Raw genomic sequence first — 20816 nt, 5'->3', positions numbered from 1 at the left:
CCTTGGGTCGTGGGAGGTGCTTTGGTCGTCCGGAACCTGCTTGCGCTGTCCGGGCGTTTATTTCACCCCGAGCGGAGTGCACCGAGGCGATGCTTTCTTGATCGGCCCACGGCTCCCTACGAACGGGAGACGAAGGGAGATGACCGACGAGAACGGCCGCGACCGCGATCGCTGTGATCGCTGTCGCGGGACGACGGAGGGGAGACGGGACGGACCGGCCGCGCCGTCGACGTCGCGGGTGTCCCCGGAGGCGGAACGAACCACCTTCGAGGTCGACGGAATGGAGTGTCTCGGCTGTCCGGGACGCATCGAGGAGGCCCTCGAGTCGATCGAGGGAGTCCACGACGCGACCGCCAGCCACGGGACCGCCACGGTCGGGATCCGATACGACGACTCGAGAGTCTCGGCGCAGGCGCTCGAGAGCCGGCTCGCCGCGGCCGGCCACGCCGTCGAGAGCCGCGATCGGGCCTTCCGGAACCGACAGGCGCGACACTGGGCCGACGCGCGCGTCGCGGCCGGGGTCATGGCCGGACTGATGGTCGCGGTCTCGTATGCGACCGTCATCTATCCCGCCCGCCACGAGTGGCTTCTCGGTCCCGCGATCGCGGACCACCTCCGTGCGGGCCTCGGGATGACGGGCGGGTTCAGCTTCCACCTCAACGTCGCGGTGCTTTCGGGGATCGTGTTGTTCTTCGCGGGACGACCCATGCTCGATCGCGGCCTCGAGGATCTTCGGTCGGGACGGGCGAGCCCGGAACTCGCGGCCGCTGGCCTCACCGTTCCGACGTACCTCCACGGCGCGGCGGTGGTGCTCGCGGGACCGATCGGCGTCGTGGACCTCGCCGCCCTGTCGATCCCGGTCCGGTTCGACGTCGTCGTCGCGACGGTGCTCGTCTGGCTCGGCCTCCGGCACGCGCTCGGGCTTTCGGCCCCGTCCGCGAGCGAGGTCGGGCCGGCCTCGGAGGGCGCACGCGAAACCCGGACTCCGGAACGGACCGATGCTCCGGCGCGGACCGACCCCACGGGCGAGCCGTGACCTTCAGCCTCTGTGTACGCGAGGCCTTCCGTGACGGCTCGGGCGAGCGTCACCGCCGGTTGGGCGTCGCGGTCACGACGCCGCTTCCCGGCGTCGGTCGTCTGTGTCCGTACGCCTCCGAGGACGCGGCGATCGCGGTCCAGTCGCACGTCGACGCCGAACTCGGCGAGCGTGCGATGTCCTATCTCGCCGACGGGCTCGCGATCGACGACGCGCTCGGCGGGCTGTTGTGCGCCGATGACGCGCGCGAACGCCGACAGATACACGGCGTCGACGGCGAGGACACCTTCGCACACACCGGCGCCGACTGTCCCGGCTGGGCCGGCCACCGCGAGGGCGAGAACGTGACCGTCGCGGGGACACACCTGGAGGGGCCGTCGGTGCTGGAGCGGACGCGTCGGGCCTACGAGTCGCACGCTCACGGCGAGGACCCGCTCGCGAGCCGGCTCGTCGACGCGCTCGCGGCGGGCCGGGAGGCCGGCGGCGACTCGCGGACGGAGCTGTCGGTCGGGTCCGCGGCTCTCCTCGTCGCATCGACCCGCGAGTACGACCCGATCGCGCCGTACTCCCACGACCTCCGTGTCGACGCCACCGAGACGCCGATCGAGGACCTCCGGGAGACCTACGAGAACGCCAGGCGAGGCTACGAGGACGTCCTCGAACGATACGCCTGAGGGAGGTCCGGTCGACGGCGACATGCCGAGCGAGGCGATCAGACCCGCCTGACGTTCACTCCCGATCGAGGTGCCCGAAGCCGGACGTTCACGTTCGACGCCCGTTCACACCCGAAGCCGGACGACGACGGGGAGGTGATCCGATGGATACCGGCCGCGGTCGTCGCGGTCCGCGAGCGTCGCGGCCGCGTCGACGTCGATTCCCTCGGAGACGAGCACGTGGTCGATGCGCCGGTTCATCACGAGCGAGCGGAAGTCCGTGAGGCTCGTGTCCGGACCGTGGCGGACCGGCGCCGACTCGACCGCGTCCGCGAGCGCCACGGTCGGGCGATCCTCGTCGGACTCGCGGCTCTCGACGGTTCCATCCGCGACGCCGCGCAGGATCCGATGGGGCTCCTCGCCGACCCGACAGTTGAGGTCGCCCAACACGACGACGGGCGTTCCCTCGGCGATCGTCGCCAGCCGGTCGGCGAGGGTCGCCGCCCCGCGTCTGCGTGCGCGGGCGCTCCGGTGGTCGAGGTGGGTGTTGCAGACGGTGAACGCGCCCGCGTCTCCGTCGCGTTCTGCCTCCGAGGGAACGATGCGGGCCCACGTCACGATCCGTGGATGGGCGCCGTCCCACCCGGCGCCGGGTTGCTCGGGCGTCTCCGAGAGCCAGAAGGTGTCGTGATCGCGGACCGTCCACCGGTCCGAGCGAACCGCGATCGGACAGCCCTCGCCCGATCCGTCCGCCAGTCGCCCGCGACCGACCAGCGCGTAGCCGGGCAGGGATTCACGGAGGTCCTCGCGCTGGCCGGCGCGCGGCTCCTGAAACCCGACCACGTCGGGGGCGTGAAACCGGACGAGCGACGCCACGCCGTCGCGACGCGCCGGCCAGCGGTCGTGACTGCCGCTCGAGTCGGCGAACCGAACGTTGTAGGTCATCGCCCGCAGTCGCCTCATGATCTCACGCGAGAACGCGAGCGGTCATAAACGGTCCGACGATCGAAACGGCGCTCGCTGGGTGCGTCCGACGCCTAGAGGTGGTCGGGGGACTCGCTTCCGTACTGGAGCTCGCCGCCGCGACCGCCCTCGACGGTCGAGGAGCCGGAGTCGCCCGAGGAGGGGACCCGGACGACCACGTCCTCGACGTCGTCGAACTCCAAGAGGAGATCGCGTTTGATGTTGGTGGCGGTGACGTTCGAGATCCCACAGCCGGAACAGGTGCCGCCGAGTTCGATCACGACCTCGCCGGTCTCGGGGTCGGCCTCGCGCACGACGCTCGTCCCGCCGTGCATCTGGATGATCGGCATCTGTCCGACCATCCACGTCTCGATCCGTTCCGCAAGCGTCTCCTCGCTCATTACCCCCGCTTCGGGCCCGAACCCCTGGAACCTTGCGGTCCGATCGGGACTGAGGGCGTTCGTCGAAACGGTTTGCGGTTACGCTCGCGTCCGATCGCCCGTGCCGCCGGTGAGCGCGCTCGCGAGGGCGCCCTTGACGACGACCTCGTCGCCGAGTTCGGTGAGCCGGAGCTCCGGGACGTTGACGAAGACCATGTCGGCGAGACGCTCGCGGATCGGATCGACGACGAGCTCGGGGTTGTTGAGCGCGACCGCCCCGCCGAGGGAGACGACGAGCGGGGCGTAGGCGTGACAGACGTTTGCGACTCCGATCGCGTTCCAGCGCGCCAATCGGTCGATCACGTGGTCCGCGAACTCGTCCTCGCCGGCGAGATCGAAGACGTCCTTCGCGGAGAACTCCGGGTCGTCGACCGGGAGTCGCGTCTCCATCCCGGTTCGATCCAGAAGCGTCCGCGCGTACTCGGGAACATTGTGGCCCGAACAGTACGCCTCCCAGTGGCCGTCCCGCCCGCACCCGCAGGTCATCGTGCCTTCGGGGTCGATGGTCATGTGGCCGACCTCGCCGGCGTTGCCGTCCCACCCCGAGAGGACGTGTCCGTCGACCGCGACGCCGGCGCCGATGCCCGTCGAGATCGTGATGTAGGCCATGTCGTCGGGGTTTCGATCGCTGTGGAACCGCTCGCCGATGACGCCGGCGTTCGTGTCGTTGTGCAGGTGGACCCGATCGGTCGAGAGCAGCTCCGAGATCGGTCCGGTAAGCGGGATGGTGTCGATCGAGTCCGGCAGGTTGGCGGGGTTCGAAACGGCCCCGGCGGCCAGATCCAGCGGGCCGATGGAAGCGATGCCGGCCGCCTCGACGTCGCCGGGATCGACGCCCGCGTTCGAACACGCCTCGCGGATCACGGCGAGGACGGCCTCGGTGACGGCGATTCCGGCCGGACCCGCCGGCGTGTCGGTCGAGGCCGATCCGAGGATCGACGCCGTGCCGTCGCCGACGACCGCCCGGACGTTCGTGGCCCCGAGGTCGACGCCCACGTAATACATCACTCCGAGAACGGTCCCCGCGACACATCAATGGCGGTGATCCTGCTCCTCGCGTGTGACGGGACGACCATTCGCACGCGTGGTTCCTACGATGCTCTACTCGTGAGTGAGCACGATGCCCTACCCGTGGAAGACTCCACGACGATCCGCCCGTCGAGGAATCTATGACGAACTACCGCGGAGGTCCTGGCGGACGAAGGTGACCGGACACGGCGCCGAGAGCATGACCTCCTGGGCGACGCTGCCGAAGACGGCCTTGCCGGTCGGGGAGCGGCGACGGCCGCCGACGACGACGCGGTCCGCCTCCACCTCCTCGGCGAGTTCGACGATCGACTCCCCCCGCTCGCCGACCACGCCGCGAACTTGGGTCTCGATGTCGTCCTCGTCCATTCGGTCCTCGAGGTCGCGGATCGAGGCGTGACGCCCCGCGACGTAATCGGGTGACGACTCCTCGCTTTGGGGATCGATGTTGAGCCGTTCGCGACTGCGATCGTACTCGTCATCGGTGTAGACGTGTGCCAACACGACCTCGGAACCGCACGGTCCGGCGACGGCCGCCGTCTCCTCGCCGAGCCGTCGAACTCGATCGTCGTTGTCCGCGCCGACCGCGAGCAGAATGGTATCGATGCCCATGGGTGGCAGTAGACACAGGGATAGTTAAAACCGATCGGTCGCCCGCTACGAGACTACGCGGGGATCCCCCCGAGTTGTGTGCTCCTCGTCTCAGTCGTCCATTCGTCCCTCTTCGCCCTCGAGAACCGCGACCTCAGCGTCGGCCGCGAGCTCCGGAACCGGCTCGGGCGAGTCGTTTCGATATCGCACCAGTTCGAACCGCTCGTAGGGGATCGTCTCCGCGACGTCCCAGCCCGCGCCGAGGTACGGGAAGTACGCCTCGCCCCCGCTCCGTTCGGGGATCTCCGAGACGTACGCCTCCGTCGCGTAGGGGACGAACGATCGGTAGATCCCCTCGCCGCCGATGACGAAGACGCGGTTCGTTCGACGTCCCTCGAGGGCGAGTTCCATCGCCCGGCCGGGATCGGTCGCGAAGGAGACTCGCGGATCGCTCGATGCCCGCGTCCCGTCGCGGCTCACGACGATCACGGGATCGCCGGGCGTGCGTCGTATCAGATCGAACGTCCGACGCCCAACGATCACGGGATTCCCCTCGACGCGTTCGCGGTACTGCTCGACGTCCTCGGGATACTCCCAGGGAACGTCCTCGCCGTCGCCGATCGCGCCGTCGCGATCGACCGCGGCGACGAGGGCGATCTCCGGGTTCCGGTCCGTGCGTTCCATCTCAGGTCAACTGGACGTCGTCGACGTCGTGGTGGCGCTTCGCGAGCGTCCGCGCGATCTCGATGGTCCGACCGGACGAGCCGATCGCGACGCCGCGGTCCTCCTCGGCCACCTCGACGTAGGCGACCCGGTCGTTCTGTTCGGAGATCGTCACCGCTCGGACCGCCGCCGGCGCGAGGGCGTTCGCCACGAACGCCTCCGGGGTGTCCGCGTTCTCGACGAGCTCGACGGAGGCGTCGAGCCGGTCCTCGACCCGCGCGACGGTCTCGCCGCCGTGACCGATCGCGGCGGCCATCTCGCCCGCGGGGACGAGGAAGACGAGCCGGTCGCCCTCCACGAGGCAGTCGATCGGCCTCACGCCGGTGATCTCGTCGAACCGCGCCATGTACCGTCGCGCCTCGTCGGAGAGCTCGACCCGCATCAGTCGTCAGCCCGGTTCGAGCCGCCGGACGGCTGTGAGCCCATCCGGAGGTCGACGTCGCCGGTGCCGATGGCGACCGGCTTGCCGGCGATGACGTTCTCGATGACGCCGTCGAGCTCGTCGTACTCGCCGTGGACGGCGGCGTCGAGCAGGTGGTTCACGGTGACCTCGAAGGCGGCCCGCGCGAGCACGGAGTCCTTCGAGCCCGAGATGCCGTGTCGGCCGATCGACTCGATCTCGCCGTTGTTCGTCATGATGTCGGCGACGAGCATCAGGTGGCGGATGTTCACGTCGTCGAGCCCCTGCTCTTCGAGCGTGTTCATCGTCTCGTCGATGATGGCCTCGCGGGCCGCCTCGACGCCCAGGTTGCGGTAGATCTCGTGGATGTTGTTACACGTGGTGCGCGTGTCGTCGACGCCCTCGATGGAGAGGACGTCTCCGAAGGCCGACCCCTCGGTGTAGAGGACGAACTCCTCCGTGTCGTCCTCGAGCTGCTCCTTGCGGATGACGACGCGGTCGACCTCCTCGATGCCCTTGAAGACGACGTCGCGAAGCTGCTCGACGAGCTGGAGCAGCTCGCGGTAGCTCGGCTGGTTGGGGCCGAACTCGATGACGGTGCCGGCCTGTCGGGCGTCGACGCCGAGGGCGTCCTCGATCGTCTCCGTGATGATCCCGGCGACCTCGGTGGGGTCCGTGTGGGTGGGCCACCGCTCCAGCAGGGTTTCCTCGTTCAGATCGATCCGAACGAGCATGTCCGCGACGTTCGTCGAGACGTCGCCGAGCGCGAGGATCTTCGTCGACTCGATGGACCAGACGACCTCGTGGGTCTTCTCGCGGTTCGTCGCGTACTCGCCCTCGAGGTGGACCGTCATCATCGGCGTGTCCGGCGTCTTCCGGGCGTCGACCAGCTCGATGAGCCGGGGAAGCCCCTGCGTGACGTCGATCTCGGCGACGCCCGCGTAGTGGAAGGTGTTCATCGTGTTGTGGGTCACGACGCCCTCCGCGGTGGTGAACGTCTCCAGTCCGGCGACAGAGAAGTCGTAGACGTACTCATGGTCGCTCGTGACCGTCTCGATCGATTCGATGCGGTCCCAGACGACGTCGCCGTTGATAGCTCGACGGAGCGTATCGAGCGCCTCCGAGTTGACGCCTGCTGTCTCTGCTTCGTCGACGAGTCGTTCCAGACGCGTGCGACCGATTCGCTGTCGGTTCGATGCTGCGTTCACTTGCCGACTTGGAATCCCGGCATCGGAGGCAACATCACGGAGCGCATCGCCGAAGTTCGGGATCTGATCGGTCACATCAGGACCGTCTCCATCCACTTCCGAAACGAGACTGTGGAGTTCTTCTCCGCGTTCGCCGATCATACCGACGCGGTCAGCGAACTGTCCGACGTGCTTTTTCGGGATCCGGAGCGTCCGTGAGCCATCCTGCTCTGCAAGCGTCGCGTGGACGCCCACTCGTGCGAGCAACAGAGCGATTCCGGCGCTAAGACGGTGGCTTCTGGAGCTGGATCGAACTGCGTTTCGGCCGACGTTCCCGTCGCCGCTGAAGTACCCACAAAGGGCTCCGCGAACGAACTCGTCGTTCGCGCCGAACGCGAAGCCGGGGACGGTCTTTTTGCCGTCCTCCAGACACGTTTCTCGAAGGAAGTCAGCGAGGATCGATCCGTTGATTCGGATGTCGTAGCCTCGTGCGAATCCGCTGTCGTTCTCGTACTCGTTGACCGTCAGGTCGAACCGCTCCGCGAACGCTCGGATTCGATCTTGGAAGTCGGAATCCACGTTGGAAACCGAGACGTAGTGATCGGTGACTGAGCCTTCCGCCAGCCACGCTCCGAGGAAGAATCCGGTCTCCTCATCAAGCGGGAATCGCTCGGGAAGCGAAACAGTACCACCGACGGGATAGACGGCGTGTTCGTCGAGTTCACCTCGATCGAGGGCGTTTCGCTTGTTGCGAAGTTGATCCTCCCCGCCAGGAACTGCCTCGACACCACCGTCGGTCAGGGTGGAGGTGTACCAATAGTCGCTCGTGGGGAGGAACTCTCGGAGATCGACGTCGTCCGAACTTTCGCCGTCGAAGGAGGCTACAACGGGAAGCCAGTCTCCCTCTGAGAGTTGCTCACCGGCCACGGGGGCGACCTCGTTTTCGAGCCGAGTGACGAACGAGTGCGCCTTGGTCGCCCGGATCGTCCGTCCGGATTCGAGCTCGAACCGGAGGAGCTCGTCCGGCGTTTCGTGACGACTAACCTCCTCGATCTGCTTCCATGCGACCTGCTCGTCCGAGCCGAGACTCAGCGTCTCCAGCCCGTCGGGTGCGATCGCGACCTCGTGATCATCGAATGATCGAGATTCGCGTGCGTCGACGACGTCATCGACGATCGCTCCGATCTCGGCGACGTTAGTCGCTCCGTTACGGCGAACGATGACGCGCTCGTCGTATGGCACGCTCATCTGCGTACCGGGCTCGCCGATCGACTGTGCGGAGACCGTCCCGACGGGATCGAGGGGATCGACGCGGGTGTCGAGATAGCGGTTCTCGACGCCGGTGACGATGTCGTTCGCCTGATCGGTCGTGATCCCGCCGTGTTCTCCGGCCTTCTCCTCGATCGTCTCGTAGAGGCGGGTCTTGAGACGTCGCGGCAGGTCCGTGTCCTCGACGAGCGCCTCGATGTCGTCGGTGACGTGATCGTAGGCCGCGGCGCCGGTCTCAGTCATCGGACTCAACCTCCAGTCCCTGCGCCTTGTTCAGCCCGGGACCGGCGTGTTCGGAGATGTTCGTCGGACGCTCCTTGCGGCCGAGGAACTCCTTTTTCTCCGCGTCGTCCTCGAACTCCGAGGAGAGCACGCGGTCGGCGATCTGTTCGACCTCGATGTCGTGGTCCTCGTTGGAGGAGACCTTGATGGGAGAGGTGCCGTCCTCGCCGAACTCGAACTGGACGAGCGTGCCGGAGGTGTCCCGGACCGACCCGTCGTACTGCGCCTCCAGCTCGGAGAGCGCGTTGATGAGCCGACGCTGGAGGTAGCCGGACTTCGAGGTCCGGACCGCCGTGTCGACGAGCCCCTCGCGGCCGCCCATCGCGTGGAAGAAGAACTCCCGCGGGGTGAGCCCGCCGCGGTAGGAGTTCTCCACGAAGCCGTGGGCCTCCGCCGAGAGGTCGTTCGGCTTGTAGTGTGAGAGCGAGCGGTCCTCGTAGCCGCGGTTGATCCGCTCGCCGCGAACCGCCTGCTGGCCGACGCAGCCGGCCATCTGGGTGAGGTTCAACATGGACCCACGCGCGCCCGAACGGGCCATCACGACCGCCGGATTGTCGTCGCCGAAGTGCTGGTCCGCGATCTCGCCGGCCGAGTCGCGGGCCTTGCCGAGCGTCTGCATGATCTTCATCTCGAGGGTCTCATCGACCGTCCGGCCGGGCAGGCTCTCCAGCTCGCCGGCCTCGTAGGAGTCGATCAGGTCATCGATGCGGTCGTAGGCGTTGTCGATCGCCTCGTCGACCTGCTCTTCGGCCTCCGCCGGGATCGACTCGTCGTCGATGCCGATCGAGAAGCCGAAGTGCATGATCGCCCGCATCGCGAGCGCCGCGACCTCGTTGATGAAGACGCGTGCGCGCGTCTCGCTGTAGACCTTCGTGATCGTGTCGACGACGTCGCCGCCGAAGGCGCCGACGGCGTCCTCGTCGATCGTACCCTCGACGAGCTGGCCGTCCTCGATGACGACGTCGTCGCCGGTCGAGGAGGTGAACTCGAGCTCGAGGTCGTCCGGGAGGAGCTCGGAGAACAGCGACCGGCCGGTCCAGTACTCCTGGCCGTCGTCGTCCACGCCGTCCGGCTCGGGCAGCTCGTCGACCCGCGTCGCACGCAGCAGGTCGAGCGCCTGCGTCTCCGTGAACTCGGGGTTCGTGTGGGTGAGCAGGTAGGTGCCTGAGATGTGGTCCTGGATGGCGCCGATGATGTTCTCGCCGAACCGCGGCGAGAGGATCTGCTCTTGGACGCGCATCAACACGCGCGCCTCGGCGCGCGCCTCCTCGTTCTGGAGGGCGTGCATGTTCATCTCGTCGCCGTCGAAGTCGGCGTTGTAGGGCGGACAGACCGTGGTGTTGAGCCGGAAGGTCTTGTAGGGCATCACCACGACCTCGTGGGCCATGATCGACATCCGGTGGAGCGACGGCTGCCGGTTGAAGATCACGATGTCGCCGTCGATCAGGTGTCGGTTGACCTCCCATCCCTCCTCGATCTTCTCAGAGAGCTCCTCGCAGTTGGTCTCGGTCACCTTGAGCCGGCGACCGTCGGGTCGGCGAACGTAGTTCGCGCCGGGGTGTTTCTCGGGGCCGTTCCGGACGTACTGGCGTGCCTCCTCGACGTTCCGCTCGGTGACGTTCAGCGTCTGGGTCATCTCGGTGGCGACCCGGTCCGGGACGCCGACCTCGTTGAGCGAGAGCGTTGGGTCGGGCGAGATGACGGTCCGCGCGGAGAAGTTCACGCGCTTTCCGGAGAGCGATCCGCGGAAGCGACCCTCCTTGCCCTTCAGCCGCTGGGAGAGCGTCTTCAGCGGACGCCCGGAGCGGTGTCGTGCGGGCGGGGTTCCGGAGATCTCGTTGTCGACGAACGTCGTCACGTGGTACTGCAACAGCTCCCAGAGGTCCTCGATGATGAGCTGTGGCGCGCCGGCCTCGCGGTTCTCCATGAACCGCTGGTTGATCCGGATGATGTCGACGAGCTTGTGCGTGAGGTCGTCCTCCGACCGCTGGCCGTTGTCGAGGGTGATCGACGGCCGGGTGGTCACCGGCGGAACCGGGAGCACGGTCAGGATCATCCACTCCGGACGGGAGTGTTCGGCGTCGATGCCGAGCACCTCGAGGTCCTCGTCGGGGATGTCCTCGAACCAGTCGCGAATGTCCGAGGGCATGAGCTTGTTCATGTCCTCCTCGGTCAGGTCGACGTCGAGCGCGCGCTCGATCGCACGGCGGTCCTCGTCGCGCGGCCGGAACTCGCCGGAGAGGATGTCGTTGATCCGATCGAGGGCGATCCCGGTCTCGTCGGCCAGCTCCGAGGGGGAGGTGCCCGTGTCCTCCTCGTCGTCGGGGTCCGGCTGCATCGCCTCGGCGATGTGCTCGGAGTACTCCCCCGAGAGAACGTCCTGTACCTCGTAGTAGGTCGTCGGCTTCTCGTGTTTGATGTCGGCCTGCGGGTCGCCACAGAACGGACACGTCGAGGCCTTGCGGGCCTGCCGCACCGCGGCCTTCAGGACGTCAGTCTGGTCGTCGCCGAGCTCGCGAGCGCGCTCGTAGCGCTCGCTGAACTCCTCGCGTTCGTGCTCCTCGAGCGCGAGCCGCCCGCACTCGCGACACGTCGATCGAAGCAGCCGTCGAATGAGCTTCGTGAAGCCGACGTGGATGACCGGCGCGGCCAGCTCGATGTGGCCGAAGTGGCCGTTACACGACCCCGAGTGGGATCCGCAGGTCCGACACTCCAAGCCCGGATCGATGACGCCGAGCCGGGGGTCCATGAGCCCCATGTCGATGGGGTAGCCGTCGTCGTCGTAGGTGTCCGCCGTGATGACCTTGGTCGCGGACATGTCCCGATACGTCTCCGGGTCCATCAGCCCGAAGGAGATGCCGCCGAGTTCTTTTGGTGTTTGCATTGACATGTGGTGTGCCTCCTAGACCGCGTCCTCCAGCTCGAGTTTCGGTCGAATGCCGAGGGCGATCATCTCATCGAGCAGGAGCTTGAACGCGTAGCTGACCTCCAGCTCGTGGATGTCGTCCTCGTCGCCGGTCACCGGGTCGTACACGCGACGCTGTTCGCGGTCCTCGACGGCGACGAGTCCCGTCTCCGCGGAGATGTAGACGTTCTCCGCGTCCGAGGACTCCAGCAGCCGCTCGTTGAGGACCATCGCCGCGCCGTGGCCGATGACGGTGTCGCGTTCCATCTCGCCGACGCGAAGCCCGCCCTCGCGGGCGCGTCCCTCGGTCGGCTGGCGGGTGAGCACCTGCACGGGGCCGCGCGAGCGGGCGTGCAGCTTGTTCGAGACCATGTGGTAGAGCTTGTGGTAGAAGATGGTCCCGACGAAGATCTCCGCCTCGATCTTCTCGCCGGTGACGCCGGAGTACATGACCTCCTTGCCCGAGGACTTGAAGCCGTTCTCCTCGAGGGAGCCGCGAAGCTCCTCCTCCTCTTCGCCCTGGAAGGGCGTGCCGTCGACGCGCTCGCCGCGGAGCGAGCCGACCTTGCCGCCGAGCATCTCCAGGACGTGGCCGACCGTCATCCGCGAGGGGAGCGCGTGCGGGTTGACGATGAGGTCCGGGACGACGCCCTCCTCGGTGAAGGGCATGTCCTCCTGGGGCGCGAGGTGGCCGACGACGCCCTTCTGGCCGTGTCGGGACGCGAACTTGTCTCCGAGTTCGGGGATCCGCTGGTCGCGGACCTTCACCTTCGAGAGCTTCGAGCCGTCCTCGCCCTCCATCAGCGTGACCGTGTCGACGACGCCGTCCTCGCCGGACCGCATCGTCACGGACGTCTCACGCCGCTTTTGCGGCGAGAGCCCGCCCATGTCGTCGGGCTCCTCGAGGAATCGCGGCGGGCTCGTCTTGCCGAGCAGGACAGACGACTCGTCAACCTTGGTCTCGGGGTTGACGAGGCCGTCCTCGTCGAGGTGCGTGTAGGCGTCCTCGCCGCGCGCGCCGCGAACGTCCTGGCTCGGGATCTCGAAGCGGTCCTCCTGGCCGCCGGGATAGCGTCGTTCCTCGCCCTCGTAGGTCCGGAAGAAGTGCGAGCGCGCGAGCGCCCGATCGACGGAGCCCTGGTTCATCACGAGCGCGTCCTCGATGTTGAACCCCTCGTAGGACATGACCGCGACGACGAAGTTCTGTGCGGCCGGCCGGTCGTCGAAGTTGATCTGTTCGGTCGTCTGGGTCTTCACCATCGACAGCTGCGGGTAGTGCATCAGGTGCTGTCGGGTGTCCGGGCGGATCCGGTAGTTGGCGGAGGGCAGCCCCAGCGACTGCTTCATCATCCCCGCGCCCATGGTGATGCGCGGACTGGCGTTGTGTTCGGGGTAGGGGATCATGCCCGCGCCGATCCCGAAGATGAGCTGCGGGTCGATCTCGAGGTGGGTGTGGTCCTCCTCCAGGTCGTCCTCGTCGATCGCGACGTAGACGTCCTCCTCCTCCTCGGCGTCGATGAACTCGACGTAGCCGCGGTCGACGAGGTCCTGGAACTCGAGGTCGTCGTTCTCGACCGCCTCGATCTCCTCGTCGGACAGCAGCGGCTCGCCGTCCTCGACGACGATCAGCGGCCGGCGGGCCCGCCCCGCGTCCGCGTTCACGATCACTTCCCGCGTGCGGTCCTTCACCGAGACGTTGACCATCTCGGAGACGTCGCCGCGGCGCCGTGCCTCTCGGATCTGTTCGGCGAGCTCGTCCGGGTCCGGATGGGTCCCGACCAGGCTGCCGTTGACGTAGACTTTCGCCTCGCGTTCTGATGCCATGTTAGTCGTCCGCCGTGGTTCGTTCGACGCCCTCGATGCCGGGGATCCCCTCGACACCCATCGACGCCAGTTCGCGTTTGAGTCCCTGTTCGTTCTCGACGTCCTGTGAGAGCTCCATCGCCTGTGCGAAGTTCTTCACCAGGCCACAGTTCGGCCCCTCCGGGGTCTCGGAGGGACAGATGCGACCCCACTGGGTCGCGTGCAGGTCCCGCGCCTCGAAGTGCGGCTGCGAGCGCGAAAGCGGCGATCGGAGCCGACGGAGGTGCGAGAGCACGCCCATGTAGTCCGTCCGATCGACGAGCTGGGAGACGCCCGACCGGCCGCCGACCCAGTTGCCCGTCGCGATCGGGTGTTCGAGCCGCTCGGTCAAGACGTCCGAGCGGACCACCGTGTTGACGGTGAGCTGTCGGTTCCGCATGTTGGCCCGCTCGAGCTGGTACTTGACGTCGCGGGAGAGCTTGTTCAGCGCCGTCCGGAAGAGGTCCTTCATCAGGTCGCCGGAGACCTTCAGCCGCTTGTTGGCGTAGTGGTCCTTGTCGTCGGATTCGCGTCGACCGAGCGCGAGCTCGAAGCACGCCTCGGCCATCCGACAGAGGTAGTAGGCCTTGTTGATACGGACGTCCTCCTCCTCGACGCCCTCCTCGTGGAGGTGCGGAAGGAGGTACCGGTCGATGACGTAGTTGGCCCGCTTGAGCTGGTAGTTCTTGCCCTGGCCGCTGGCGACGCGCTTGCCGAGCTCCTCGATGGCCTCCTCCTCGGTCTGGACGGAGGCCTCCTCCAGGTTCTCGAGCATGTACTTCACGATCTCCGGGTCGTCGGAGACGCGGTGGACGATCTCCTCGTCGGACTCGAGTCCGAGCGCACGCACGAGAGTCACGAAGTCGATCGAGCCCGAGACGGACGGGAACGACACCTCGAGGAGCCCCTCGCGGTTGCGCTCACAAAGCACCAGCGCGCGGTACCCGCGGCGCTGGGAGAACGTCTTTGCGACCTGGATCTCGTCGCCGTACTTCGTGTCGTACTCCGCGAGGATCTTGTTCGGCGCGAGGTCCTCGGAGGTCATCAACACGCGCTCGGAGCCGTTGACGATGAAGTAGCCGCCGGGGTCGACGGGGTCCTCGCCGATGTCGATGAGCTCCTCGTCGGAGAACCCGGCCATGTTGCACTTGTTCGAGCCGACCATGACCGGCATCCGGCCGACCTTGGTCTCCGTCGAGTCGACGACCGTCTCCGGTTCCTCCTCGCCGCCGCGAACGATGGACATCTCCATGAAGACCGGCGCGGAGTAGGTGATGTTCCGCAGGCGGGCCTCCTGGGGGTACAGAAGCTCCTCGGAGCCGTCCGCCTCGCGGACGCGGGGCGTGACCATCCGAACGTCGCCGAGTTCGACGTAGACGGGCTCTTGGCCCTCCTTGTCGCCGATGTCGGTCTCGATCGTCTCCTTCTCGTCGACGACGTCCTGCATGCCGCGACCGAGGAAGTTGTTGAACGATCGAAAGTGGTGTTCTGCGAGCCGTTCGTCCGAGAAGTACTCACGCGAGACCGCGCGTCGTGCTTGCCTGTTCATGAAACTACGAGTCGATAGACGATCGCCCGATCGGTCGTCCGCGACTCTCGGACGATCCGGATCACGTCGCCCGGTTCGGCCTCGTCGGGCAACGCGGGATCGGTGCGTTTGATCTTCGGCAGGTCGGTCCGTGCGACGTCGTACTCCGCGAGCACCTCGTCGATTTCCTCGGGATCGTCGAGGAGCTCGTGGTCGGGAACGAGTTCGTGGTCAGTTACGTTTACCATGGGTGCTGGGGGAAGAAGCTATCACGAGATACTACAGGTCGTTATATCCCCCAGACGCATAAGGGTTGCCAACTTCGATCGGGAGACGCAGCTATCCGATCGCGGGCGAGTGCTATCGAAACACACGGCGTATCCGCATAAAAGCATGACGCCGCATCGCGAGGCGGGTTCGCCCCCGATCGCCGGCCGACGACCTTCGGATCCCCTGCTACAGCACCACTCCCCGAGGTTCGCGTCGCGGGTCGATCGTCCGAATTGCGTGTCGGAAGCGCCCCGAACGCCGCCGCGCCGGATGGGAGTAATCGGCACGCCTGCGTCGGATGACAAGCCTTATTTGTGACACAGGGCTACCCGCAGGTGCAGCAGGCCCGGATGGTGTAGTGGCCCATCATACGACCCTGTCACGGTCGTGACGCGGGTTCAAATCCCGCTCCGGGCGCCTCCTCGCTGCATCCACCGGCCCGGATGGTGTAGTGGCCCATCATACGACCCTGTCACGGTCGTGACGCGGGTTCAAATCCCGCTCCGGGCGTTTTTCGACGAACGACACGGCGAGCGGAGCGAGCCGTTCGTCGAAAACGCGTGCGAGGGGATCTGAATCAGGGAGTGGAGGGAACGGAGTGAGTGGAACGACTGAGGTTCAAACCCCGCTCCGGGCGCTTTTGCCGACTCCAACCAGTGAGCGAGGCGTCTACGTGTGTTCTCTACGGGAGCCGTGAGCGGGCGGCGCCGATCCGTTCGTCGACGTCAACCGTCCTCGAGCAGTCCGAGATCGCGGGCCACGAGGTCCGCCAGGCTGTCGGCGACGCCCGGATCGACCTCTGCCAGCTCCTCGCCGTCGTGTCGGTTCTCGTTGTGTCGATCGATGGAGGCGGCGAGATCGGAGAGCGGGACCCGCGTCGTGGTGTCACAGGCCGAACAGCGGATCGGGACCGTCGGATCGTCCCCGGAGTCGTCGGGGGTCGCGCTCGCGTCCGTCTCTCGCGTGTCGCCGTCGTCGGTCATTCGACGTGGTGTGGTTCACGCGTCGTCATAAACACGTTGATGCGAGCGACCTCGATGCGGAGCGACCTCGCCGCCCGTGTTGGAGGTGCCCCGAGAGCGCTCGCGGCGACGTCCGACCACACCGCTTATTCGACCCCGCGTCCAACCCCGCCTCGAGATGGACCGGCTCCACGCGCGCTATCCGTTCCTCGAGGCGGCCCGCGAGGCCGTCGCGACCGCGGACGTCTCGCTGCCCGTGCTGGTCGCGGAGGGAGCGCCGGCCGTGGCGCGCGGCCGCGAGCGGGTCGAGCGAGCGCTGACCGAGGGCACCGTCGAGAGCGAGACCCCGGACGCATACGGCGTCCAGGCCGAACTGCTCTCGTACCCGATCGCGCGGATCCTCGTGTCGCTCCTGGAGTCCGACGCCGCGATCGAGAAGTACGCGCGCGCGGAAGCCGCCACGGCGATCGACCGGCTCCTCGAGGACCTCGATCGGGACGACGAGCTTCGGTCCGTGGGAACCGTCGGAATCGAACTCGAGGACGTCCTCCGGGAGTTCGACCTCGAGGACGCCGTCCGACGAGAGGCCGGACGACGGACCGTCAACCCGGCCCGAGCGCGCTATCGGATCGACGTCGGCCCCTACCTCCGGCTCTCCTCGAGCGACTGGGGCGACCGCTGGCGGCTCGTCAACCGCGAGCTGGCCGACGGGTCGCTCCCGATCGACCGCGACGACCTCCTGCGGTGTCTCGAGGAGGCCGTCCGTGATCGGGTGCTCGAGGGGCTCCCCTTCGAGTTCGCCGACGACGACGAGCTGGCCGCGGAGCTGTCCGCCGAGGTCGAGGACCTGCGACGGCTGCTCTCCGAGCGCCCGCGCGTCGGCGCGATCGAGGTGGTCGCGCCGGACCTGTTCCCGCCGTGTATGCGAAACCTGATCGAGAAGGCCGAGCGGGGGACGGCACTTTCGGCCCCCGAGGAGTTCGCGCTCATGGCCTTCCTCACGGGGCTGGACATGTCGCCCGAGGAGGTCGTCGCGTTCTGTGCCGACACGAGCCTCGATGCGGAGGCCATCCGCTATCAGACGGAGTTCCTCCGCGACGAGACGGGGACGCAGTACCCGCCGCCGACCTGCGAGACGCTTTCGGCCTACGGGATCTGTCACAACGAGGAGGACCACTGGCAGATCGCGGGCGACCCGCTCGCCTACTACGAGCGACGGCTGGAGGCGGCCGACGACGTCGTCGGCTGGCGCGATCGGGCGGAGGCGACCGGGACGACCGGCGACGTCGACGCGGACGCGTGACTCGGGGAGAAAGCCGGTGAGACGGGCGGGACGGACCGAAGTAGGACTGGAGGGATCGGACCGACTCCGAACGTATCCCCAGTGAACGACGAACGCTTTCAGGAGCCGCCGTTGGCCCGGATCAGGTAGGCGCCGACGGCGGCCATCAACAGGACGAACCCGACGAGCAGTCCGACCAGCGCGATCGCGCCCTGGGGGGGCAGCGCGAACGACCCCTCGACCGGAAGGTCCGGGGTCTTGCCGTAGGTGAGGCCGATGTAGACGAGACCGGCGAAGAAGACGACGACGGCGGCGAGGGAGACGACGATCTGCCGACGAAGCTCCGCGTCGATGTCCATACCGCAAGTCGGAAGAGCGAGCCCAAAAGGACTTCGAAACGCCTCCCGACGGCGTCGCGGCGATTCAAAGACGGAGGCTGAGCCCCCGAGATCGACGGGTTTCGACAGGTCCCATCGACGCGCCATTTAAATACGCTCGGCGGCAAGTTCCACACGAACTGGGGGTGTATCCCCTCGGGTGATCGAATGACGAATAATCGGGATAAACGGGGCAATTCGAACGATACACGAAACGCTCCGAGAGGCGAACCTCCGTTTCCACAGGAATCGTTTGGCTCCCCGACGCGAGAGGCGAGTACCCGCACCAAGCGTGCCCGGACGGAGCCGATGACGATCCGGCCGACCCGGGACCGGCGGTACGTCGTCGAGACGACGGGCGGCACCTACGTCGTCTCGCTCTCCGCCGGCAGCTGTACGTGTCCGGACGCCGCGATCCGCGGCGTCCGGTGTAAACACCTGCGTCGGGTGGCCATGGAGGTGACGAGCGGCTCGGTTCCGGCACCGAACGAACGTGTCGGCGTCTGTGCGGTCTGTGGACGCGAGACGTTCGTGCCGGTCGGATCCGCTGGCGCACACCTCTGTGAGACCCATCTGTTCGAGCCGGGCGAGATCGCACGCGATCGCGAGACCGGAAAGCGACTCTTGGTGACCGCGGTCACGGCCGACCGTGCCGACGCCACGGAGACGGACGAGGGACGTCTGGTGAGCGAGTACCCCACGAACGCCGACTACGGGTCCCACGAGCCGGTCGTCGAGGCGGTCTACATCTCGGAGGCGGAGGCTCGCGGCGGGACCGAGAACGGTTCCTCGAGCGTGATCGAGCCGAGCGATCGCAAGCGCTACCGCTTTCCCGCCTCGCGGCTTCGACGTCCGCGAGGGGACGACGATCGCGCCGGTCCGCGTCGATCGGCCGACGACGCCGATTCGAACGCCGCCGGCGAGCGAATCGGAACCGACTCGAGTTCCGCCGGCGAGCGGGTCGACGCCTGACCGTAGGGCGGAACCGAACCGTTCGCCGTCCGGGAGCGAGTACCCTCCGTCCTACAGGTCGTCGAGCGTGACCCGCGTCGAGTCGCCGACGAACTCCGCGAAGTCGGTCCCGTCCGCGAGCGCGGTCTCCTTTTTCACCCGGTAGTTGCCGCCGTCGGTGGTGTAGAGGTCGCCGGGGTGAAAGAAGTACCAGTCCTCCCGGTCGAACCGGACGGCGATCCGGGCCTTCGCGCCGAAGTTCTGCGAGAAGAACAACAGCGCCTCGACCTCCTCGCCGGTGAGGTAGATCGGGTCGCCCGCGCTCGATTTCGCCTCGATCGCGTAGAACCGATCGCCGTTTCCAGCGAGCACGTCGGGCAGCTCGCGCTCGGTCGCGCTGCCGCTCGCCGGGGCGCGCATCACCGCGAACCCCGCCTCGTCGAGTGCGTTGACGAGCTCGCGCTCGCGGCGATCGCCCTTCCGGTTAGCGGACATCGATCGCCTCCGCGTGCTCCCGGAGGGCGGGGCGCTCCCGTATCTCGGTCATCGTGGAGGGTTGCAGGCTCGAGGATAAAAACGCGACGCTCGATCGGATTGTCGGGACGCAGTCCAGCGATCGGATCTACGTTCCGTGTTCCCAGCTGTCCATGTACTCGCGCTGTTCGGCCGAGAGCGCGTCGTACTCGACGCCCTCGGCGTCGAGTTTGATCTCGGCGACCTCCCGGTCGAGGTCGTCGGGGACGTCGTGGACGCCCGCCTCGTAGGCGTCGCCGTTCTCGACCAGCTCGCGCACGCAGACGGCCTGGATGCCGAAGCTCTGGTCCATCACCTCGACGGGATGGCCGAGCGCGAGCGGGGCCGCGAGGTTGACGAGTCGCCCCTCGGCGATCACGTTCAGCTCCCGGCCGTCGGGCATCTCGTAGGCCTCGACGCCGTCGCGCGCCTCGAAGCGGTCGACGGCGAGGTCGGCCAGCTCCTCGAGGTTCACCTCCACGTCGAAGTGGCCGGCGTTCGCGAGGAGGACGCCGTCCTGCATGCGCTCGAAGTGTTCTCCCGTGATCACGTCGCGGTTGCCGGTCGTCGTGATGAAGACGTCGCCCTTTGCCGCGGCCTCGTCCATCGGCATGACGTCGTAGCCCTCCATGTGGGCCTCGAGGGCGCGGCGCGGCTCGACCTCGGTGACGATCACGTTCGCGTTCTGGCCCGACGCCTTCTTCGCGACGCCCTTGCCGCAGTAGCCGTACCCGCCGACGACGACGTTCTTGCCCGCGAACGAGAGGTTCGTCGTCATCGCGATGGTGGCGAGCGAGGACTCGCCGGTGCCGTGGACGTTGTCGAACAGGCGCTTCATCGGGGTGTCGTTGACCGCGAAGACCGGGTACCGGAGTTCGCCGTCCGCGTCCATCGCGCGCAGGCGGTGAACGCCCGTGGTGGTCTCCTCGGCGCCGCCGATGACGGAGTCGATCAGCTCGGGGTACTCCTCGTGGACGAGTTTGACCATGTCCATCCCGTCGTCGACCGTGATCGTCGGGTCGTGGGCGACGACGGCGTGCATCGCGTCGTAGTAGGCGTCGTCGTCGACGCCGCGCACCGCGTACGAGGTGATGTTCTCGTGGGCGTCGAGGGCGGCCGAGACGTCGTCGTGGGTCGAAAGCGGGTTGCAGCCGGTGATGGCGACCTCCGCGCCGCCGTCGGCCAGCAGTTCGACGAGGTTCGCCGTCTTCGCCTCGACGTGCATCGCCATCGCGACGACCTCGCCCTCGAGCGGTCGATCGGCGAGGAAGGACTCGCGAAGCTCCGAGAGGATCGGCATGTGCTGTATCGCCCAGTCCATCTTTCGGCGGCCCTCCTCGCGGGCCGCCTCGGGGTCCGCGAGCTGCTCGGTTACGGACGGATACGGATCGCTCATGCCCGAGCGTTTCCCGCGGTGTTCAAAAACCCTACCGACACCGGTCCGGAGACGGTGCGACCGCTCGACGTAGGGGAACATCCGATCGACGTGGTGACGGCATCCGACCGACGTGGTGACGGCATCCGCTCGGCGGCGTCTCGGCTCGTCGTCGATGAAGAACCGGGCGACGGTGTGGGTGGGTGAGTGGAGGCGAACGAACCGACGGAGGGGACCGGAG

The 20816-nt window shown here is 67.3% G+C and carries 19 protein-coding genes and 2 tRNA genes; 6 read left to right on the top strand and 15 right to left on the bottom strand.

Translation table 11 applies throughout. From position 1 onward, the window contains the following. Positions 1-139 precede the first annotated feature (139 nt). Both ACFQE9_RS07880 and ACFQE9_RS07875 read left to right on the top strand, forming a co-directional pair. A complete protein-coding gene (locus ACFQE9_RS07880; protein ID WP_379742870.1) occupies positions 140-1036 on the top strand; it encodes a cation transporter in 897 nt (298 codons plus the stop codon). Continuing rightward, positions 1033-1710, top strand: coding sequence for a DUF1028 domain-containing protein (locus ACFQE9_RS07875; protein WP_379742867.1), 678 nt, complete (start codon positions 1033-1035; stop codon positions 1708-1710). Before ACFQE9_RS07880 ends, ACFQE9_RS07875 begins: the two co-directional genes overlap by 4 nt. A gap of 105 nt (positions 1711-1815) precedes the next feature. Here ACFQE9_RS07875 and ACFQE9_RS07870 read toward each other — a convergent pair whose 3' ends face one another. The 11 genes from ACFQE9_RS07870 to ACFQE9_RS07820 all read right to left on the bottom strand — a co-directional run bounded on the left by ACFQE9_RS07870 (position 1816) and on the right by ACFQE9_RS07820 (position 15093). Continuing rightward, positions 1816-2652: an endonuclease/exonuclease/phosphatase family protein gene (locus tag ACFQE9_RS07870; RefSeq protein ID WP_379742864.1), complete on the bottom strand. Its 837-nt coding sequence runs from the start codon at positions 2650-2652 to the stop codon at positions 1816-1818. Positions 2653-2726: 74 nt separating this feature from the next. Continuing rightward, positions 2727-3053: a NifU family protein gene (locus tag ACFQE9_RS07865; RefSeq protein WP_379742861.1), complete on the bottom strand. Its 327-nt coding sequence runs from the start codon at positions 3051-3053 to the stop codon at positions 2727-2729. Positions 3054-3131: 78 nt separating this feature from the next. Continuing rightward, positions 3132-4097, bottom strand: a complete 966-nt coding sequence (locus ACFQE9_RS07860; protein ID WP_379742858.1) for an ROK family protein — start codon at positions 4095-4097, stop codon at positions 3132-3134. Between the two features lie 162 nt (positions 4098-4259). Then, the gene (locus ACFQE9_RS07855; protein ID WP_379742855.1) at positions 4260-4730 is read right to left on the bottom strand and encodes a universal stress protein; all 471 of its coding nucleotides are present in this window, start codon (positions 4728-4730) and stop codon (positions 4260-4262) included. A 90-nt stretch (positions 4731-4820) separates the two neighbouring features. Next, positions 4821-5393 carry a dihydrofolate reductase gene (locus tag ACFQE9_RS07850; RefSeq protein WP_379742852.1) on the bottom strand — a complete coding sequence of 191 codons (573 nt, stop codon included), beginning with the start codon at positions 5391-5393 and terminating at the stop codon, positions 4821-4823. 1 nt (position 5394) lies between these two features. Beyond that, positions 5395-5814: a NusA-like transcription termination signal-binding factor gene (locus ACFQE9_RS07845; protein WP_379742849.1), complete on the bottom strand. Its 420-nt coding sequence runs from the start codon at positions 5812-5814 to the stop codon at positions 5395-5397. Beyond that, positions 5814-8531 carry a DNA-directed RNA polymerase subunit A'' gene (locus ACFQE9_RS07840; RefSeq protein WP_379742847.1) on the bottom strand — a complete coding sequence of 906 codons (2718 nt, stop codon included), beginning with the start codon at positions 8529-8531 and terminating at the stop codon, positions 5814-5816. The genes ACFQE9_RS07845 and ACFQE9_RS07840 overlap by 1 nt, the downstream gene beginning before the upstream one ends. Then, on the bottom strand, positions 8524-11454 hold the full coding sequence (locus ACFQE9_RS07835; RefSeq protein WP_379743074.1) for a DNA-directed RNA polymerase subunit A': 2931 nt from the start codon (positions 11452-11454) through the stop codon (positions 8524-8526). Before ACFQE9_RS07835 ends, ACFQE9_RS07840 begins: the two co-directional genes overlap by 8 nt. An 18-nt stretch (positions 11455-11472) precedes the next feature. Next, a complete protein-coding gene (gene rpoB, locus ACFQE9_RS07830; protein ID WP_379742844.1) occupies positions 11473-13299 on the bottom strand; it encodes a DNA-directed RNA polymerase subunit B in 1827 nt (608 codons plus the stop codon). Position 13300: 1 nt separating this feature from the next. Beyond that, the gene (locus ACFQE9_RS07825) at positions 13301-14866 is read right to left on the bottom strand and encodes a DNA-directed RNA polymerase subunit B'' (RefSeq protein WP_379742841.1); all 1566 of its coding nucleotides are present in this window, start codon (positions 14864-14866) and stop codon (positions 13301-13303) included. Next, positions 14863-15093, bottom strand: coding sequence for a DNA-directed RNA polymerase subunit H (locus ACFQE9_RS07820; protein WP_379742839.1), 231 nt, complete (start codon positions 15091-15093; stop codon positions 14863-14865). The genes ACFQE9_RS07825 and ACFQE9_RS07820 overlap by 4 nt, the downstream gene beginning before the upstream one ends. Before the next feature lie 366 nt (positions 15094-15459). Here ACFQE9_RS07820 and ACFQE9_RS07815 point away from each other — a divergent pair. Together ACFQE9_RS07815 and ACFQE9_RS07810 are read left to right on the top strand one after the other, a co-directional pair. Continuing rightward, positions 15460-15532: transfer RNA gene (locus tag ACFQE9_RS07815), tRNA-Asp, on the top strand. Positions 15533-15552: 20 nt separating this feature from the next. After that, positions 15553-15625 (top strand) — tRNA-Asp (locus ACFQE9_RS07810). Positions 15626-15840: 215 nt separating this feature from the next. On the opposite strand, the gene ACFQE9_RS07805 is transcribed toward ACFQE9_RS07810, so the two are convergent. Further along, positions 15841-16098, bottom strand: a complete 258-nt coding sequence (locus ACFQE9_RS07805; RefSeq protein ID WP_379742836.1) for a hypothetical protein — start codon at positions 16096-16098, stop codon at positions 15841-15843. 157 nt (positions 16099-16255) lie between these two features. On the opposite strand from ACFQE9_RS07805, the gene ACFQE9_RS07800 reads away from it, so the two are divergent. Next, complete coding sequence (locus ACFQE9_RS07800; RefSeq protein ID WP_379742833.1) at positions 16256-17380, top strand: DNA primase; 1125 nt, start codon at positions 16256-16258, stop codon at positions 17378-17380. Positions 17381-17478: 98 nt separating this feature from the next. On the opposite strand, the gene ACFQE9_RS07795 is transcribed toward ACFQE9_RS07800, so the two are convergent. After that, a complete protein-coding gene (locus tag ACFQE9_RS07795) occupies positions 17479-17718 on the bottom strand; it encodes a DUF7472 family protein (RefSeq protein ID WP_379742830.1) in 240 nt (79 codons plus the stop codon). Between the two features lie 327 nt (positions 17719-18045). On the opposite strand from ACFQE9_RS07795, the gene ACFQE9_RS07790 reads away from it, so the two are divergent. Continuing rightward, positions 18046-18708, top strand: coding sequence for an SWIM zinc finger family protein (locus ACFQE9_RS07790; RefSeq protein ID WP_379742827.1), 663 nt, complete (start codon positions 18046-18048; stop codon positions 18706-18708). Between the two features lie 51 nt (positions 18709-18759). Here ACFQE9_RS07790 and hjc read toward each other — a convergent pair whose 3' ends face one another. Continuing rightward, positions 18760-19182, bottom strand: coding sequence for a Holliday junction resolvase Hjc (gene hjc, locus ACFQE9_RS07785; RefSeq protein WP_379742824.1), 423 nt, complete (start codon positions 19180-19182; stop codon positions 18760-18762). A gap of 127 nt (positions 19183-19309) precedes the next feature. Further along, positions 19310-20596 (bottom strand): adenosylhomocysteinase, encoded by a 1287-nt coding sequence (locus ACFQE9_RS07780; protein ID WP_379742821.1) that lies wholly within the window; start codon positions 20594-20596, stop codon positions 19310-19312. Positions 20597-20816: the final 220 nt, after the last annotated feature.

Source organism: Halopenitus salinus (assembly GCF_042662125.1).
Taxonomy (GTDB): domain Archaea; phylum Halobacteriota; class Halobacteria; order Halobacteriales; family Haloferacaceae; genus Halopenitus; species Halopenitus salinus.
Note: the sequence above shows the minus strand (reverse complement) of the source record. Positions and strands in the feature narration are given on the sequence as shown.